Origin of the sequence: Proteus hauseri ATCC 700826, assembly GCF_001654965.1 — a bacterium.
In the GTDB taxonomy this organism is placed as follows: domain Bacteria; phylum Pseudomonadota; class Gammaproteobacteria; order Enterobacterales; family Enterobacteriaceae; genus Proteus; species Proteus hauseri.
In genome coordinates this window covers 116,915-136,598 of record NZ_LXEV01000018.1, presented here as the reverse complement: position 1 = coordinate 136,598, position 19,684 = coordinate 116,915, and the positions used below count along the sequence as shown (strand labels likewise).

Annotated in this window: 15 protein-coding genes and 2 tRNA genes; 4 read left to right on the top strand and 13 right to left on the bottom strand. The window is 35.2% G+C overall.

Annotated features, from left to right (window positions below):
- Positions 1-135 precede the first annotated feature (135 nt).
- On the bottom strand, positions 136-279 hold the full coding sequence (locus M997_RS17180) for an AcrZ family multidrug efflux pump-associated protein (RefSeq protein WP_074379341.1): 144 nt from the start codon (positions 277-279) through the stop codon (positions 136-138).
- A 158-nt stretch (positions 280-437) separates the two neighbouring features.
- On the opposite strand from M997_RS17180, the gene modE reads away from it, so the two are divergent.
- Complete coding sequence (modE, locus tag M997_RS06930; RefSeq protein WP_064719374.1) at positions 438-1,229, top strand: molybdenum-dependent transcriptional regulator; 792 nt, start codon at positions 438-440, stop codon at positions 1,227-1,229.
- A 181-nt stretch (positions 1,230-1,410) separates the two neighbouring features.
- On the opposite strand, the gene M997_RS17175 is transcribed toward modE, so the two are convergent.
- From M997_RS17175 to M997_RS06910, 5 genes are all read right to left on the bottom strand, one after another.
- A complete protein-coding gene (locus tag M997_RS17175) occupies positions 1,411-1,581 on the bottom strand; it encodes a contact-dependent growth inhibition system immunity protein (protein WP_074379340.1) in 171 nt (56 codons plus the stop codon).
- Positions 1,578-1,949 carry a ribonuclease toxin immunity protein CdiI gene (cdiI, locus tag M997_RS06925; RefSeq protein WP_064719373.1) on the bottom strand — a complete coding sequence of 124 codons (372 nt, stop codon included), beginning with the start codon at positions 1,947-1,949 and terminating at the stop codon, positions 1,578-1,580. Before cdiI ends, M997_RS17175 begins: the two co-directional genes overlap by 4 nt.
- A gap of 10 nt (positions 1,950-1,959) precedes the next feature.
- Entirely contained in the window at positions 1,960-3,657 is a 1,698-nt protein-coding gene (locus M997_RS17705; protein WP_064719372.1) for a DUF637 domain-containing protein, read from the bottom strand.
- A 620-nt stretch (positions 3,658-4,277) separates the two neighbouring features.
- Positions 4,278-4,589 carry a hypothetical protein gene (locus tag M997_RS06915; RefSeq protein ID WP_064719371.1) on the bottom strand — a complete coding sequence of 104 codons (312 nt, stop codon included), beginning with the start codon at positions 4,587-4,589 and terminating at the stop codon, positions 4,278-4,280.
- Positions 4,589-10,018: a DUF637 domain-containing protein gene (locus tag M997_RS06910; protein ID WP_064719370.1), complete on the bottom strand. Its 5,430-nt coding sequence runs from the start codon at positions 10,016-10,018 to the stop codon at positions 4,589-4,591. Before M997_RS06910 ends, M997_RS06915 begins: the two co-directional genes overlap by 1 nt.
- Positions 10,019-10,291: 273 nt before the next feature.
- Between M997_RS06910 and modF the strand changes: the two genes are divergently transcribed.
- The gene (gene modF / locus M997_RS06905) at positions 10,292-11,758 is read left to right on the top strand and encodes a molybdate ABC transporter ATP-binding protein ModF (protein ID WP_064719369.1); all 1,467 of its coding nucleotides are present in this window, start codon (positions 10,292-10,294) and stop codon (positions 11,756-11,758) included.
- Between the two features lie 401 nt (positions 11,759-12,159).
- On the top strand, positions 12,160-12,912 hold the full coding sequence (gene gpmA, locus M997_RS06900) for a 2,3-diphosphoglycerate-dependent phosphoglycerate mutase (protein ID WP_064719368.1): 753 nt from the start codon (positions 12,160-12,162) through the stop codon (positions 12,910-12,912).
- Between the two features lie 383 nt (positions 12,913-13,295).
- Here gpmA and aroG read toward each other — a convergent pair whose 3' ends face one another.
- Complete coding sequence (gene aroG / locus M997_RS06895) at positions 13,296-14,348, bottom strand: 3-deoxy-7-phosphoheptulonate synthase AroG (protein WP_064719367.1); 1,053 nt, start codon at positions 14,346-14,348, stop codon at positions 13,296-13,298.
- Positions 14,349-14,593: 245 nt separating this feature from the next.
- Positions 14,594-15,319, bottom strand: a complete 726-nt coding sequence (gene pnuC / locus M997_RS06890; RefSeq protein ID WP_082918399.1) for a nicotinamide riboside transporter PnuC — start codon at positions 15,317-15,319, stop codon at positions 14,594-14,596.
- Between the two features lie 253 nt (positions 15,320-15,572).
- On the opposite strand from pnuC, the gene M997_RS06885 reads away from it, so the two are divergent.
- Positions 15,573-16,469, top strand: a complete 897-nt coding sequence (locus M997_RS06885) for an aminoglycoside 6-adenylyltransferase (RefSeq protein ID WP_064719366.1) — start codon at positions 15,573-15,575, stop codon at positions 16,467-16,469.
- Positions 16,470-16,657: 188 nt separating this feature from the next.
- On the opposite strand, the gene M997_RS06880 is transcribed toward M997_RS06885, so the two are convergent.
- The 5 genes from M997_RS06880 to tolB form a co-directional block, all read right to left on the bottom strand.
- Positions 16,658-16,733 (bottom strand) — tRNA-Lys (locus tag M997_RS06880).
- A gap of 30 nt (positions 16,734-16,763) precedes the next feature.
- A tRNA-Lys gene (locus tag M997_RS06875) sits at positions 16,764-16,839 on the bottom strand.
- 152 nt (positions 16,840-16,991) lie between these two features.
- Positions 16,992-17,768, bottom strand: a complete 777-nt coding sequence (gene cpoB / locus M997_RS06870; RefSeq protein WP_064719365.1) for a cell division protein CpoB — start codon at positions 17,766-17,768, stop codon at positions 16,992-16,994.
- Between the two features lie 9 nt (positions 17,769-17,777).
- Positions 17,778-18,272, bottom strand: a complete 495-nt coding sequence (pal, locus tag M997_RS06865) for a peptidoglycan-associated lipoprotein Pal (RefSeq protein WP_064719364.1) — start codon at positions 18,270-18,272, stop codon at positions 17,778-17,780.
- A gap of 54 nt (positions 18,273-18,326) precedes the next feature.
- On the bottom strand, positions 18,327-19,622 hold the full coding sequence (gene tolB / locus M997_RS06860) for a Tol-Pal system beta propeller repeat protein TolB (protein WP_064719363.1): 1,296 nt from the start codon (positions 19,620-19,622) through the stop codon (positions 18,327-18,329).
- Positions 19,623-19,684: the final 62 nt, after the last annotated feature.

Genomic DNA, 19,684 nt, shown 5'->3' with positions numbered 1-19,684 from the left:
TAGCAAAATACAGCGTAACATGAAAGGATTAGATAATGGAAACTAGTTATATATCAACAAATATAGCGATAATGATAATGATGAAAAAACAGCCCTTTATTTCTAAAGGGCTGTTCTAAATGAGGAGGGGAAAAATTATGACTTTTTATCGGCTTTTGGCTGACTTGGTGAAATAAGATTAAATAATTCACCTAATAAGTAAATAAGCCCCATGATGAAGACCATAACAACAGGTACCATCAAGAGAGCAAACCCCAAACTTTTCAATAATTCAAGCATGATAACCTCTTTATCATGGTATATTCGGAAATCCAGAGTTGGCAATTTTCCATGAATGACTAATAATAACGCTATAGTTCACCATATTCTAGAGAATTATCGCGTTGTGTCGCCACAAAAAATGCGATAACCACATAAAAAAGAAGAAGCCTATCATTATGCAAGCAGAAATATTACTGACACTCAAACTTCAGGATAAGCTCTTTGCAGATCCACGTCGCGTTGCTTTGTTAAAACAGATAAAAGCGACGGGGTCAATTAGTCAAGGGGCTAAAATGGCTGGTATCAGCTATAAAAGCGCATGGGATGCCATCAATGAAATGAATCAACTCGCCGATGAGCTACTGGTTGATAGAGCAACCGGAGGCAAAGGCGGCGGCGGTGCAACACTGACTCACTATTGTGAGCGTTTATTACAACTTTATGACTTATTAGGTCAAATCCAACAAAAAGCGTTTGATGTACTTAAAGATGATTCACTTCCACTTGATAGTTTATTAGCTGCTATTTCTCGCTTTTCATTACAAACCAGTGCTAGAAACCAGTTTTTTGGCACTATTATTGAACGTGATCATTTGCAAGTTCAGCAACACGTTAATGTGCAACTAGCTGATAAAAAAACCGTTATTCGCGCAGCATTAACAGAAAAAAGTGCTGACCGTTTGGGTCTTAAAAAAGGCAAAGAAGTGCTGATTTTAATTAAAGCGCCTTGGGTAACTATTGAGAAAGGTACATCATTAACGGCTCAATATGAAAATACACTTTGTGGCACCTTAACGCAAATAGAGAGCGGCAGTGAAAACAGCGAATTAGTGGTGACATTAGCAGGAGGACAAGAAGTGTGTGCCACCTGTTCTAATCAGCATGTTAAAGACAGAAATTTAATACTAAACGATACTGTAACAGCTTTATTTAATGCCGATCAGGTGATTGTCGCCACATTGTGTTAATTATTCGCATTGATTACTTTTAAATAGAAATAAAGCCATCACTTAGTTAGTGTTTTAATAATAATATTAAGTGATGGTTTTTAATTGGAAATAATAATTAGCTTATTATTTTTCATAGATAAATTTATATAATAATAAATCATGTTAAACCTAATTAGCATTAGGTAATTTTAGTATTCAATTAAACTTTACGACTAATACAACGCGTAAAAGCTTCTTTTATTGATGCACCTAAAATCTCATCACTACAATTAGTTTTTAATGTAATAATTGCACTATCGGGTATTCCCTCACCTACCCAATGATCCATACGTAAATGGTTTTGAGATTTTAAAATATAATTTAAATTTATTTATTATTTAATCTATTCTTTGATAGCAATATATTAATTTTTATTTTGTCTTTAGGATGCATTAATAAGTATTTTTTGCACGATAGTCTAATATATTTATAACAAATATCTTCACTTACAGTAATAATATCTTTATCTGTTAGAGGATATCCTATTCCAAATTTAACACCTGAAAAATGTTCAGATACATCAGAACTATTCATATCTGGAAAAAAGCAATATATACCATCAAGTACAAAAGACTCTTTTTGAATAAGATTCGAAACAGCTTCTAAAAAACAGCCTTCATTATATATAAGATCAAAATAACTTTTTATAGTCCAACTAGGCTCACTTTTTTCATAGGGCAATTCAAATAAAAATTTCATCAATACACTCCTACTTAGGATGGAAGTTAGTAACCATCTTTGTTTCTTTATCTAAATATACTCTAAAAGTAATGCCTTCTGATATTGCATCATAAGATTGCAAATTTTTATCTAACGCATTCTTATATCCATTTGCAGCTGCTTTTTGACCTAATTCAAGTATTTTTTGGTCAGAAAAAATCTTGGGATCATAAATTGTTTTTTTAAAAGGTTGAGCGCCATTACCTTTATAATGAGTTATTTCTCCAGTTTGTGGATGCTTAGCAGGTATTTTATATTCAATATACGTTATCCCTCGCACATTTTTTGGGCTCTCTTTTATAATTTTTAAATTCTTATCCTTTACGACATTATAAAATATATTAGCATTATGACCACCTGAAATTCCCATTTTTTGAGTAAACTTATCTACCGTAGCTAAATGTTTTGGTAATTCAATCTCGAAACTGATTCCATTAGGGAATGAAACTCTAGTTCTTTTTTTTATTATTTTAGCTGATGTCTTAGCTATAAGCTGAGAACTTCCTTTCGCAACTCCAGCACCACCAGCAAATAAACCTACGAGATCAAAAATTAGTTTTCCACTTTCAACACCAGCATTAAATGAACCAGATACACCGGCTTTTTGATATTCTGCCTCCAGCTTTTCAATGCGATCTATATACGATTGCTTAACCGCTTGGGTTAACGTATCGAAAGCATTATCACTTTGGATAACCGCTTTGATTGCTTGATATGTTTCTAACGGATTTATAGCAAGAGAAGCGAGCCCTTCTATCGTTTCATACAATCCTGTTGGTATACCTGCTACAAGACCCGCATTAAACCCTGTATTTTGTCCTATATCTGCTGATAGCCATTTAAGATAAATGGCTGTCTTCTTAAAATAATTAGTTTCAGTAGATAATTCTTTCTCCATTAATTTTTGCTGATGGTGAGAGAGATAATTGTAACGGAAACTATTTTCAGCCCCTCTTGCACCACTATATACACCACCTGGCTCACCAGTAAAAATACCGCCTGCTATGCCACCGAATAATCTAATAAATTGGGCTTGTGATTCTGATTTTTTCTGCCATTCCTCAGCCTTAATAGTATTATCGCCCAGCGAAATAGCTGCAATTTCAGCAGCTAAGCTACCTATAATTGCACCATTAACATTTCCGCCACTAATTTGGGCAGATAAACCAGATAATGTTGCATGACTTAAAACCTTTCCTGCATGTCCTAATACCGCACCGTTATCACCAATTAAGTTGGCACCTTCTGCGTGAAATTGACTGCCGATATTGCTTAATAGTGCGGTTTTAAAATTATCAATAAAACTGCCGCCTTGAATGGCAGTACCCAGTGTTGAACTGACGACTGAGTGTGAGGCAACACGCTGTGCAACTTGATTCCATGTTGCGTTATCGGTCGCAAGTAGCTTGCCAGTTGAGGGTAATGTTCCCCCCTGAATTGCCTGATCCCAACCCATAAATTGGTCAAGACCTTGCAATGTCCCTGCAACCACCATACTTGTAACAATAGATTTAACGGTGTCACTACGACCGAGCGATCCAAGGGTTTTAGAAATATTGCCTTTGTTTTCGGCTAAAGAGACAGCCGCTTGCGAAACTAAAGAGGCAAAACCCGCTTGTGCCGCAACCGATGCCGTTGAAGCCACACTGGCTGATGCACCTGCCGCAATGGTGGCTTTGCTTGCCATTCCACCAATGGTCGCCGCAGTTGCAGTACCGTAAGTTGCAACCCCTACCGCGATGGCAATAACCGCACCGACAACTGGGTTTAATTGCTGAGTTTTATCATCCCAATTGGAATAAGTGTCTTTAACTAAATTCCAATTAATATTTTCTTGGTGCTGAAGATCGTTAAGCCAAGCATATTCGGGTGTGTTACTTAAAACGGTTAATGCTTGTTCTAGTGATTGTTCTTTTTGGATTTTAATATCAGCAGCTATGCCTTTTGGCGCATCAATTGTCAGTTTTCCGCCAATATAAAGTTCAGGTAATTACCGCTATTCTTTATTAATTATTAACATGATTAGTTTTATTAAAAAATAAAACCAACTAAGATAATTCTATTTTTAATTTGATTACTTACAATTATTAAAAATATTTTTATATAGATATATATAATAAAAAATCACCCTACACATAATTAGCATAAGGTGATTTTATTTAGTATCCATTAAATTTTACGACTAATACAACGCGTAAAATATTAATTTATTGAGGCACTTAATACTTTGTCAATACAATGGATTTTTAACGTTATAATTGAATTATTATATATAATTTATTAATCTAACATTCCATCTATAAACTATCATTTAATTATCTCACTATTTGATAAAGCAATAATCTCTTTCATATAACGATGATATTGCTTCCCCTTTTTCATAATAGCATAATCTTTAATTGATAAAATATCCGTATGATTAATAGAATTATTTAACCTCGAAACTTCAATAAAAAAAACATCCTTGCTATTAACTAAGTAAGTATAAACATCCTCTAATTGTTCTATCATATGATATAAACAATATGCTGATTTCAATGATGGAAATATTTTTTTGAGGTACGGAATAATAATTTTATTTTCTGAATCCTTAAATTTTAAAAAAGCTTCATTTGTCATCACTTTATTTCCCCAGGGGTAGTAGTTATTAAATTTCCATTTTTATCTGTGAGCATAGTAATTATGTTAGTTGGCTGTTTACTAAATTTATCAATTCCTATATTTTTATCAAGCCGAATCACTCTTTCATACAAAATATCAATACCATTGGTGTTTTTATTATATGATTCTCTCTTTTTATTAATAGGAATCTTAATGACAGCAGGACTTAATAATATATCTTTAATTTCCTGTTCAGTAAGCGTAAATTGGCTAGCATTTTGCGCTCCTGAAAAATGACGTTTTTGTACATGCAACCAACCTGATTCAAAATCTCCCATTTTAATATTAATCCTAGATTGAACAATAGGATACTCTAATTCATTTTTAGAAACTAATGTTTTGGCTCCATTAGATACTTTATATCCATTCGTAGTTACTCCTGAATATATTACAAGCTCCCCGTTGTTGATTATTTCAATAGCTTTTTTATTGGTAGTTATTAATAATTTTTCTTGCTCTACTATTGGTTTTATAGCAGTAATATTTAATTTACCCGACGTCATTAAAGACTTTGAGCTATTAGCTAACATGCTAGAGAAAGCTTTAGCACTTTCTTCTGAACTTGCTAATACCTTATAACCGCTGCCAAAAGTGACGCCTGCTATTGCTGCTTCTGGAGCCGATATTCCCGCGATATTAATACCTAGCTGATTAGTACAATAAATCCAGTCAGCTTTACATGTATTAAATGCAACTTGAGCAATAGCGATAAGTTCTGGTATTGCTGCAATAACAGTATAACCAGCAATAAAACTTGCACTTCCTCCTAAGCCAAGCGCGATTGCAACCATTCCTGCATTTTGTCGATTTACAACTCTTTCTGCTGCTGCAATATCTCCCTTCGAAGCAGCGATCATATCTTTATTATTTTCTAAAGCTAAGTTAGAAAGCATATGCTCACTGTAATTATGCCGATAAACTAATTCCGCAGAATTAGCCGCAGAAAATACGCCTTCAGGCTTACGAGTCACAATAGCGCCTGTCAGTGCACCGATTAATTTAGTGAGCTGTGTTTTTCCTTCATTGCCATGGATTGCCTCTTGAATTAATGCAACTTGTCTGTCAGTTTCATTTAAATATCTAGGCTCAAATAATTTACTTTGTAACGATATCGCCGCTATTTCTGCCGCCAAGGCACCTGCGACAGCTCCTGTAACACTGCCTCCTGCAATTTCTGCACTAATACCTGCAACAACGGAATGACTTAAAACCTTTCCTGCATGTCCTAATACCGCACCGTTATCACCAATTAGGTTGGCACCTTCTGCGTGAAATTGACTGCCGATATTGCTTAATAGTGCGGTTTTAAAATTATCAATAAAACTGCCGCCTTGAATGGCAGTACCCAGTGTTGAACTGACGACTGAGTGTGAGGCAACACGCTGTGCAACTTGATTCCATGTTGCGTTATCAGTAAGCAATAACTTGCCTGTTGAGGGTAATGTTCCCCCCTGAATTGCCTGATCCCAACCCATAAATTGGTCAAGGCCTTGCAATGCCCCTGCAACCACCATACTCGTAACAATAGATTTAACGGTGTCACTACGACCGAGCGATCCGAGGGTTTTAGAAATATTGCCTTTGTTTTCGGCTAAAGAGACAGCCGCTTGCGAAACTAAAGAGGCAAAACCCGCTTGTGCCGCAACCGATGCCGTTGAAGCCACACTGGCTGATGCACCTGCCGCAATGGTGGCTTTGCTTGCCATTCCACCAACGGTCGCCGCAGTTGCAGTACCGTAAGTTGCAACCCCTACCGCGATGGCAATAACCGCACCAACAACAGGATTTAATTGCTGAGTTTTATCATCCCAATGAGCGTAAGCGTCTTTAACTAAATTCCAATTAATATTTTCTTGGTGCTGAAGATCGTTAAGCCAAGCATATTCGGGTGTGTTACTTAAAACGGTTAATGCTTGTTCTAGTGATTGTTCTTTTTGGATTTTAATATCAGCAGATATGCCTTTTGGCGCATCAATTGTGAGCTTTCCGTCAATATAAAGTTCAGGTAATATCCATGTTCCTTTGGTATATCCCTGATCACGCTGAGTGATATAAATATCTTTTGAATTAGTAATAACTTGTTTAAAGGCTGTATTTTTAACTGCTTTAAAATTAATTTTTCCTGCTTTACTGATTAGCTTGGCATTTTTTGTTGTATTAATTTTAGTTGCTTCTAACGTGATATCATTTTTAGCAAATAAATTAATATCGCCATTAGCAATAAACTCACTTACTTTATTATTGGTGTTATATGATTTTTTCGTATATTTCTTTTTAGTAATACACAAAGTCCATCTATTGCATTTTTTCTTCTTCTCTTCGTAATAACTGGTTTCCTCCATTGCTTGCGCGTAGAGATATCCTCCTTTAGCAGCAATATCGATGGTATTATTTGCGGTGAGTTTTGATGCTTGAAATAAAATACTGCCTTCAGATGATAGTGTTAGATTTTTACCACTAGAGATATCTGTACCGATATGTTTATATATTTCTTCTAGATTGGAGCCTGATTTTTTACGAAAATGTGTTCTTACTGATCCTAATTGAATATTGCCACCACTCGATATAGTGACGTCATCCTCTGATTTAAGTGAACTTCCTTCTGTGATTAATGAGCCTGATGACGCAATAGAAATACCGTTATTTCCCGTAATGGCAGATGTGGCATACTGAATATCTTGAGCATCTTCGTGGAAATTTTTGATAACGGAATAAGCATTTGCACCTAACTTTATATTTCTACCCGACAATACAATTGCTTTATCTTTTGAACTTAATACTGTTGAAGTTAAATCAATATCACGAGCGGCATTTAAAATAAGGTTATTGTCTGAAAATAATTTAGATTGTAATTGAGGATAATGAATATCCTTAAAAAAAGGATCTGCATCTTTTATTGATTTTGAGGCAAGAAAAATATCCTGCCCTGCATTGAAAGTTATGGTTTTATCACTATGATATTTTATTCCTTGACTAATAATATCTTTACCGGAAGTGAATGTAATATCACCTCGCGTTTTCCAGCTTTCCGTTTTTGATAATGCAGGTTCTTGAGTATATAAATGGAAATACGGTAATATCTTAAAAAGCTCTGATTCATTTCTCTGAATTTTTATGTCACCAGATGAAATTAAATTTAAAGAGTTAGCATTATTAACCTCAATATTATCAAAAGTAACATTGCCTCCAGATTGAAATAAGATAGAATTAGAAACATTAATAATAGGAGGAGTTAAAAGATTATTTTCATTAAATGCAGAAATAGGGTTTAATGTATAATCAATATTTCCATTTTTGGCAAGAATAACACTATCTTTAGCCGTTAAATCTACTTGGTTAAGCGCTATATTTTTATTTGAAATTAAACTTAACGATTTTTCAGATGAGAGATGTAAATCTTTTGCTATAAGATCTCCACTAGAGATGATAGATAGATCATTATCTGATTTTATATTTGAAGATAAATTAATAGAATCAGAATTGATTAATATATTCTTAGCTAAAATATTGTATCCTGATTGTGATTTATTTGTTATTTTTTTTATTTTAGAATATTGAAATGGTACTTTAGTTTCTATATTTATGGAATTTTTAAAATCTAAAACCAAATTACCTTTCGCTATAATATATTCATTATTTTTTTCAAATTTAAAATTATAACTATGAATATCAGTGGAAACATATGGTATATATATATATTCTTTTCTATAATTTGATTTCTCAACCTGATTATTAGGAATCTCAAATAGTGGATTTACTTCTGGAAGAATATCACTATTTTTATATATTACCCATTTATCTAACTGGCCTATTGAATAATCTATAAAATAAGCATCCTTACCAGTTAAAATAGAATTATTATTTGCCAAAATATATGATTGATAATTTGAGATACTATTGGATTGAATATATAAATTATTACCGGAGATAATTTTAGAACCAATATAACTTGAAATTAAATCTACTTTTTTCCTCTCATCATTTATACCATAATCATCGTTTAAATTTGCTACCCCAAACCATTTTTTTCTTCTCTCATCTATTAACTCAGGTATGTAAGCAATAATATATGCTTCATAATTACCCTGGGAAAAACTGCTACTAGGATAAGGTGGAATAAATTGATTTCTAACACTATAAATTTTTTTAGAATCAGGCTCTTGTTTTATCTCCTTAAATAAAGGTGTAATAGATTCATTAACCAGCTTCTTTGTTCGAATAATCAAATCACCCTTTTCTGTTTTTATGGTAGCTGATTGATTTTCAATTAAAGTACTAGGATCACCCTGTGCATTTTTTTGTATCCATAAATTATCTTTCGCTTGAATAAGTGCCTTTTCACCTTTATTACTGAGCTTATCAGTAAATAAACGCATATCTTTTTCTGCAATTATTTCACTTTGATTTGTTAATGTATTTGTTGCTAACGTAATATCCCTTTTCGCTTTTAACTTTGCATTATTATTAATTTGTAGCTCTTTACTGCTAGCATTAATATCTTGAGCTGACTGAATATTGCCATTAAAGGTAATTTTTCCATCAACAGTTAAATTCACGCTATTTTGGGTTGTTTGAATATCACTTAAATTAACACCAACACCTTTTTCGCTACTGACTAAGCGTATTTGATTGGCATACATGCTACCAAAAGGTTTGATATCAATAGATAGGGCGGGTTTAGCACTAATCGCGGTAGTTGTACTAACAGTTCCTAACTGAAAATTAATGCGATTAGTTCCTTGCATTAAAGAAAAGTTTTGCGCTTTAATTTTTCCATTTAATTCAATACTACGACTAAGAATATCTGTATAAATTTGCGCTTCTGCATCCATTCCTTGTGCGCCAATAATGACATGGCCTTTATTAACTGAAATAGCAGAGAGTGCACCTTGATTATCAAGAATTACTTTACCTGTTGTCAGCGTCATTACTGGTGTGTTAATAAAACTACAACCATCGCAAGTAATACCATTAGGATTTGCCATTAAAACGCTGGCTGGCTTACCTACTACTTCTAATTTACCTAATAACTGAGAATGTTCATTACTCACTACTTCATTAATAATAAAATTAGCTGCATTACCATTTAACTGGGTATTAGCACTAATTTGGCTCGCTAACGATGAATTAACTGTGGTTGTAGCATTATTAAAAATAATTCCTTGTTGGCCCACATTAAAAGAGTGAAAACGATTATGAGAAATACCGATATCATTAGGTGTTGCTATATTAATAATAGGAATAGTATTTTTATTATTTATTTTTATTGTGTTATCAGATGGAGTAATCACTGAACTCCAAGCAGGATGTAATGGAGAAATAGCGGTTAAATAAATAAGACTATAGACGATTAAACACTTTTTTTTAGAAATATCCTTTTCATACATAAAAGCCTCCTATGCTTTTATTAAAAACATAATAAACCAGCAATTAACAAAGCCAAGTAAACATAATAAAAAATATCATTTAAATATTTAAAATAATAAACAGTTTAAAGTTTGATATTTATTATTACATTATTTCCCAACTAAATAAGACCTTATTAATTAACAATAAATAATATTTTTTATCATTAATTATGGCTCTTCCATATTGACAAGCTTTTCTTAACACTATATTGGTAGATAATTAACTGGCGCTAAAGACCAAGGAAAATAATAATGAAGCACTTGCAACTTAAACAAACACAATTTCGCTTAAGTGACACACGTTGCTTACAAATTGAAAGCTTAACCATCAACGAAGGTGAAAGTTGGGCATTTATCGGTAGTAATGGCAGTGGAAAAACGGTTCTTGCTAATACTTTATGCCAAGAAGGTATTTTATTATCGGGTAAATTAATTAACACCTTTACTCGCCCTATCAGTCTTTCGTTTGAAAAATTGCAAAAAATAATCGAAGACGAATGGCGACGTAACAATACAGATTTACTCAGTGAGGATGAAGATGATACGGGATTAACCGTTACACAGGTTGTTCAAATGCATATTAAAGATGATGAATGCTGTTTATTATTAGCAAAACAATTTGGTATCGAGCATTTATTGTCTAGACGTTTTAAATATCTTTCTACTGGTGAATCACGCAAAGTATTGCTTATTCAACTTTTGATGGATAAACCTGATTTATTAATTTTAGATGAACCTTTTGATGGTTTAGATGTAGATTCTCGCTATGCTTTAAACGAGTTATTAACCTTATTACATCAAAAAAATCTAACTATAGTGCTTATTTTAAATCGTTTTAATGATATCCCTGATTTTATTCAATATGCAGGTCTATTAATTGATTGTAAATTAATCACTCAGGGAGAAAAACAGCAGATCCTTTCAAATTCGATTATTAGGCAATTATCTCACAGTGAGACGCTTAAAAATCTCACGCTACCAGAACAAGATCCTTCTGATGCTATTCCTATATTATCCCCGACTCTTTCTCCTATTATTCTTAATGACGGGGTAGTAAGTTATAATGATAAACCCGTTCTTCATCACTTAAACTGGGAAGTTAAACCGCAACAACATTGGCAAATTTTAGGCCCTAATGGTGCAGGTAAATCTACGTTATTAAGCTTGATAACAGGCGATCATCCCCAAGGTTATAGTAATGATTTGACTTTATTTGGTCGTAAACGAGGAAGCGGTGAAACCATTTGGGAAATAAAACGGCACATAGGTTATGTCAGTAATGCTCTGCATCAAAGCTATCGTGTTTCTTCTAATGTAAAAAATGTCATTATTTCAGGCTTTCATGACTCGATAGGTGTTTATCAAGCCGTGACGGATAAACAGCTTAAACTTGCTGATGAATGGCTTGCATTGATTGGTTTAACAGCACAAGCAAATAATCCATTTCATTCTCTTTCATGGGGCCAGCAACGCTTAGTATTGATTGTACGGGCTTTAGTAAAGCATCCAACATTGCTTATTCTTGATGAGCCTTTACAAGGATTAGATACGACTAATCGCCTATTGGTACAACGTTTTATCGATATCATGATTAGTCACAGTAATACTCAGCTTTTATTTGTTAGTCATCACCAAGAAGATGCACCACAGTGTATTACTCATCGACTTAGTTTTATTAAAGATGGTGAAATTTATCGTTATCAGCAAGAAATTTGTTAAATACTGATTTTTACTGTCATAATTGGGGCAATGATTTAAGTATTTACGTGTAAACTTAGATTCTAATTTAGCTTTAGCTTTTTATTAAAAATTCGGTAATTTTTTGCTTATTATTTAATCTACACAAGCAGCGAATTTATAATTTTTACTGGCGTCATTTTTGCCTGTTTTTTATACAAGATGGATATTTTGTTTTTTTACGCCGAACCAGCTAGATTAATAGCTTGATCGATTAAGCAAAAGGTGTGACAACTGTGCAATAATTCATCGAACGAACGCTATTTTTGACTTAATACCCCTTGTTTTGTTAGTTATGTTTGGCGTTCTTGTCGATGATCCATATAATGATTGTAAGCTGATTTTAAACTTATATTAAGAAAGTAATTATAGGAGTCTAAACTATGGCAGTAACTAAGCTTGTGCTAGTTCGACACGGTGAAAGTGTATGGAACAAAGAAAACCGTTTTACAGGCTGGACTGACGTTGAGTTGTCCGAAAAAGGCCGTAATGAAGCGCAAGAAGCAGGTAAACTGCTGAAAGCCGAAGGTTTTGTTTTTGACTACGCATATACTTCTGTGCTGAAACGCGCAATTCACACTCTGTGGAATATTCTTGATCAACTTGATCAACAATGGCTGCCAGTTGAAAAATGCTGGAAACTGAACGAACGTCATTACGGTGCGTTACAAGGTTTAAACAAAGCTGAAACCGCTGAAAAATATGGTGATGAGCAAGTTAAACAATGGCGTCGTGGTTTTGCAATCACTCCACCAGAATTAACTAAAGATGACGAACGTTTCCCAGGTAAAGATCCACGTTATGCATCTTTAACTGCGGCTGAATTACCAGTAACAGAAAGCCTAGCACTGACTATCGACCGTGTTACTCCATACTGGGAAGAAGTTATTAAACCACGTGTGGCATCTGGCGAAAAAGTTATTATTGCTGCTCACGGTAACTCACTGCGTGCTCTAGTTAAATATCTAGATAACATGGGTGAAGATGAAATTCTTGAGCTGAATATCCCAACAGCTGTACCTTTAGTTTACGAATTTGATGAAAACATGAAACCAATCAAACGTTACTACTTAGGTAATGCTGACGAAATCGCAGCAAAAGCAGCCGCTGTTGCTAACCAAGGCAAAGCAAAATAATTTTGCCTTAAATCTATTTATTTAGGTTTATATGATAAATACCGCTAAAAATAATAGCGGTATTTTTTTATTAATTTTTTATATTTCACTTTATTATTCTTTAATTATAATAACTTTAAATATACAACTATAAAATAAACAATCCAATATTACCATTTCAACAAAACCATTATTATTTTCAATTCTCTCTAGGTAATATTTATTTTTCCGAAAACAAGAAAATAAAATGATATTAATAAAACGATAAGATTAAGCTGGACATTATACTGTTTAAATTTAATTTATTAAAAATATACGATTAATATTTTACTTATAATATATAAAAAAATACCGTTGAATTAATTATCAACGGTATTAGATTTTAATTTTAAAGCTAATATAAGTTAGCCACGACGCGCTACAACCGCATCTGCTAATTGACGTAACAGCGTTTCAGTATCATCCCAACCAATACAAGCATCAGTAACGCTTTTGCCATACACTAAAGGCTCACCACTTTCTAAAGACTGACTACCTTCAACTAAATGGCTCTCAATCATCACACCAATCAGTGATTTTTCGCCACCACTAATTTGTTGGCAAATATCTGCGCCCACTTCCATTTGTTTTTTAAATTGCTTACAGCTATTAGCGTGACTGAAATCCACCATAACATTTTGTGGTAAGCCCGCTTTTTTCAGCCCTTCTTTTACAGCTGCAACGTGTTCTGCACTATAATTAGGCTCTTTGCCACCACGTAAAATAATATGGCAATCCCCATTACCTGCAGTGCGAACTATTGCAGAATGCCCCCATTTAGTCACAGAAAGAAAACAATGTGGTGAGCCTGCGGCATTAATTGCATCTATTGCAACTTTAATGGTGCCATCAGTTCCGTTTTTAAAACCAACAGGGCAAGATAATCCGGAAGATAACTCACGGTGAACTTGAGACTCTGTAGTTCGTGCGCCTATCGCGCCCCAACTCATTAGATCGGCAACGTATTGTGGCGTTATCATATCCAAAAACTCACCCGCAGTAGGTAAGCCACTATCATTAATGGTCAGCAAAAGATCACGTGCGATACGTAAACCTTCATTGATATCAAAAGTGCTGTCCATATGAGGATCATTAATTAACCCTTTCCAGCCAACCGTTGTACGTGGTTTTTCAAAGTAAACACGCATTACTATTTCAAGTTTATCTTTTAGCTCTTCTCTGATTAGACTTAAGCGCTGAGCGTACTCTAAGGCAGCTTTAGGATCATGAATAGAACAAGGTCCAATCACCACTAACAGACGATCATCTTTTCCAGCTAAAATCTGATGAATAGCTTCACGGGCATGACGAACTGTAAAAGCGGCATTATCTGTTGCTGGAAATTTTTCCAATAGTGCAACTGGCGGCAAAAGTTCGTTGATTTGTGTTATTTTAAGGTCATCATTTTGATAATTCATTCCCGTGTATCCACTCTATGTTGTTTAATTGATGTTATTATGCTTTCTCAATCTAACCATTCGTTTTCTATCTGTAAACACTCTTTCTAGCTAAAGCCGCAATAATCTATTCATCAAAAAGATAAGCCAAGCGGCAATAGCGCATTTAAGCAAAATAATGATTTGAAATTTCATAAAAAATAAGAATAAAAGCAATGAAGGGTAAGGCTGGATAGAAATATAACTCTACCAGCCTTTTTTTATTTTTAGAGGTAATTATTTCTGTTAGTACGTTTTGCGGCTTTGACCCACAAACGAGAACCGTTAATCGCAATTGCCAGCAAAATAATGTATTCAACCGACATAGCGTAGACACCCTGTTTATAGAATATCACTATGCTAATCACATTAATCACTGACCAAATTAGCCAATTTTCAACCAACTTACGAGTCATTAAGATCATCGCCATAATAGAAAGTACTGTCATGGTCGAATCCCAGAACGGATAAGCATCAGGCTCTAGCACCGGCGCTGGTAAGCCGGCACCAAAGGTATTGAGAATGTTAACAGCGATAACCGCAAGATAACCAAATACCGTATCAATATGCAGCGTTAATGCAGCTATTGCAGCTATTGAAACAATAATTAAAAAAATACGATGGCTTGATTTAAGCCAACGAATTTTTAGTTCTGCTTGCTGAAAATCATTAACGCGGCTCCATGCATACCATCCATAAATATTGGCAGCAAAGAAGAAAATTTGAAGTAATAAACTGGCATATAATTGGATTTGAAAGAAAATAATGGCAAATAAAGTGACATTAATTAATCCAAAAAGGTAATTAATGATTTTTTCCTGACTGGCAAGCCAAATACATAATAATCCAGCAATTGTTCCCACGGCTTCGATCCAAGAGAGAGCATATCCCTCTTTACCTAATGGGATATTGACTAAAATATTGTTGATACTAAACCAACCTATAACATCCATTTTACAACCCCGTCTAAATAATAGAATAAACAAATAAAATATGGGTTATTGCGATATCGTTGCAAAGCAGTGAAGATATATTATAAATTCATATTTATAATAGTGATGCGTTTCCAATACTGAACATATTCTTATAAATTTACAATAAAAACAAATAAATGTTTTACATACTAAACAAATTATTCTGACCCAATATTGAACGACAATACAATAATAAATAACTTTAATTCAGTCTTAATTACTAGAGAGAAATATGGAGCCAACAACACGCTTAATAGACAACATACTGTCTTTTGCTTTGCTCGACCCAAGAATTGAAGCGGTAGTATTAACCGGTTCATTGGGGCGTAACAAAAAAATCGATAGCTATTCTGACATTGATATAGAACTTATTGGCCACGGCGCCACTGAACTTGCGACAAATCAGCATTGGCTCAACCAATTTGGCGAAGCACTTGTTAATCTCCCACTGGAATGTGAAGATCCTAAAGGCAAATCATGGCCGATATACTTACACGTTTTAGCTCAAGGCCGAAAAATGGATATTATGATGGCTGAACCTCAGCGTATATCTGATATGAAAATAGAAGGTCTTAGCCCAGTTTACCAGCGAGGCTATCAAGTTTTACTAGATAAAACGGGTTTATGTGATGAGCTTCCCGAAATTAGCACCATAACGCCACCTACGCTTACAAAAGAACAAGCCAATGCTAATGCTCAAGAATTTTGGTTTGAAGCGACACAGGTCGCTGTAGCTATTTTGCGTCATGAACTTTGGCCCGCTGAAAATCGCATGGGAGACATGCGAGCTTGGCTAATCAGTTTACTTGAACAAATTGCCCTGCAATCTTCAACTCAAGATGTATGGTATCAAGGAAAAAATCTAAGAGAATGGCTACCTAAATTTTACTCATTACGTGCATTAGAAAATACTTTAGCTATGAGCACCCCTTATGAAGCTGCTGCTGCCTTATCGATTATCATGGCATTTTTTGCTGACGCTTCGCAGAGATTTAACTTATCTATTGATACCGCCGTAAAAACCCAAGAACTTATTAGTAATTGGTTTATCGATAATGAGTTTTTGACTGAAAACGAATATAAGCAAATTACATCTGCCATTATTTGCCATCAAAAATTGCCGCTATAAGTTACAACAATCAATTTAAATCAAATTGAAATAGCTTTTTCTATTTTGGGAAAGCTATTTTTTAATACTGAAATTGTGATGGTAAGCGTAGAGAAATAGATAGAGGAGTAATTTAGTAGCTATTACGATTTTGTTTAATTGGGAGATTGTTTCTGAGAGATTAGATTTAGAAAAATAATAATTTGAAATGGTGGGTCGTGGGCGATTCGAACGCCCGACCAATTGATTAAAAGTCAACTGCTCTACCGACTGAGCTAACGACCCATTTCAATACAACTGAAAGGGACTCGAAAATGGTGGGTCGTGGGAGATTCGAACTCCCGACCAATTGATTAAAAGTCAACTGCTCTACCGACTGAGCTAACGACCCTTTTTCGAGCGCGCCACATTCTGTGGCAACGGCGGCTAATAATACTGATTTAATGTTTTTGTGCAATGTTTTTTTTAAAAAAAACATTCAACCGCTGAAAAAACAATCAGTTAACCCCGAAAATGCACTTTAATGCATTACGGGGTCAATAATTAAAGTGTTCCTAGCTGCTTCTGAGCTAATTTAGCTCCAGCGCTATTTGGATATTGCTTCACTACTTGTTGATAAATAGCTTTAGCATTATCCTTCTGCCCTTTCTCTTGCATAATCAGGCCAATTTTATAAAAGGCCTCACTTGCTTTTTGAGATTTTGGATAATTTTTAACAACGATAGCAAAAGTGCTTGCTGCCTGATCCTTATTACCTTTCAGGTAATACATCTGCCCCAACCAAAAATGTGCATTTGATTGATAACTAGACTTCGGATAATTATTGATAAAGTTGTTTAATTCAACAATTGCTTTATCGTAATCTTTTGAATTCAATACGATATCTATTGCTGCATTATAATCTGCTTTTTCATCCCCTGTTGAACCACTAGTTGCAGTTGCAGGTGTTGAAGAAGCGCTATTATCAGGTTGAGTTGTCTCTGTTGGCGCAGTTGCACCAGAAGCACCACCACCAAGGCTATCTAATTGTTGATAGATATTGCGTTGGCGTTCTACAACTTGATTTAGTTGATATTGGTTTTCCTGAATTTGTCCCCTCAACATATCAATATCACGCTGAGAATCGGCGAGTTGTTGCTGTAATTGGGTCAAAAGCTGGCTGTGAGCATTAGAAAAACGCTCAAGTTGGGTGAGTCGTTCATCGGTCGAACCAGAACCGATATTACTGATTGGCGCTTGGGCAATAGCGGCTACAGGAGCCGCTACGCCAACCAGTAACAACAGACTCATCAAGAAAGGTCTGAAGTTACTGTTGTTCATGCCGTTCTCTTAGTAATCCAGTACTGCACGACGGTTTTTCGCGTAAGCGGCTTCGTCATGACCCAGTACTGCTGGTTTTTCTTTACCGTAAGAAACGATTTTCAGTTGATCAGCAGAAACGCCTTTACCTTGCAGATACATTTTCACTGCGTTTGCACGACGTTCGCCCAGAGCGATGTTGTATTCTGGAGTACCACGTTCGTCAGCATGACCTTCTACAGTGATAATTACTGATGGATTTGAACGCAGGAATGCTGCGTGCGCATCTAACAGGTTAGCGTAATCTGAGCTAATGTCATATTTGTCAAAACCAAAGTAAACGATGTTTTGTTGTTTCAGTTGTTCTAATTGCTGACGCGCTAATTCTTCAGCAGTAGGACCTTGTTCAACAACTGGTACATTGTTAGTATCTGTTTGATCTTCGTTTTTGTTTGAGCTACATGCTGCAACAGCAACGAGTGGTAATGCTAACATCAACCCTTTAAATACTTTGTTTAATTGCATCTCTATTTGTTCCTTTATTTGTTTGCCATACATAATTCACATAATTCTTATGCATCACATAAACGGAGACCAGGCAGGTGATTTTACCTGTCCATCAGTCGCCGGAAGACGCGCTTTGAAACGTCCATCAGTCGATACTAACTGCAAAATAGTGCCTAACCCTTGAGTAGAGCTATAAATCACCATGGTGCCGTTAGGCGCGATGCTTGGCGTTTCATCCAGAAACGTATCCGTCAGATATTCTACTGCGTTCGTTTCCAGATCCTGCTTCGCGATATGTTGCCTACCACTTGCAGAACTCACCATAACTAAGAAACTACCATCTGGGCTTACAGCAGGATTTTGATTCTGTTTTCCTTCCCAAGTAAGACGTTCAGGTGTTCCACCGTTAATATTCACTTTATAAATCTGAGGATTACCACCTTGGTCTGAAGTATAGACTAAGGTTTGTCCATCTGGCATCCAAGCGGGTTCAGTATTGTTACTTCTGCCATTAGTTACTTGGGTCATACTGCCGCTGGCTAAATCCATAATATATAAATTTAAACTTCCGCTTTTTGACAGTGCAAAAGCTAATTTAGAGCCATCTGGTGAAAATGCAGGTGCCCCATTATGTCTTGGGAAAGACGCAATTTGGCGGATTTCACCGGTTGCTAATGTTTGTACCACTAATGCAGATTGGCCGCTTTCGAAGGTTACATAAGCCAGTTTAGCACCATCAGGTGACCATGCGGGTGACATTAATGGCTGAGATGAACGATAAACGCGATCTTGATTAAATCCATCATAATCAGAAACACGCAGTTCATAAGGGTATGCCCCACCATTTGTCACAACAACATAAGCAATACGTGTGCGGAATGCGCCACGAATACCTGTTAATTTTTCAAAAACTTCATCACTAGCTGTATGAGCTGAGTAACGTAGCCATTTTGCAGGGATTTTATATTCACCTTGTGATAACACCGCACCTGGTGAACCTGCAACGTCAACTAACTGATAGCTCACTAAATACTGACCATCAGCAGAAGGTTGAACACGGCCAACAACAACTGAGTCAATACCTAAATTTGTCCAAAGCGCAGGTTGAACTTCTGATGCGGTAACCGGTTGCTGAGGCATACGTGAGACATCAATAGGGTTAAATTTTCCACTATTGCGTAAATCAGCTGCAATAATACCAGCAATATTTTCTGGCATTTGACCCGTGCCTTCCCATTTAAAAGGGACAACACCGATAGGGCGAGCAGTATTCACCCCTTGTGTAATTTCAATTCGGACTTCAGCGTTAGCGAATGCTGTAACGCATAAGATAAAAAGTCCAAAAATAACATTTAATGCCTGCTTCATCATGTCTCCCTTTTATTATTGCGGTTATTACGCAATAACGCACAGAATAGTAACAAACGCTT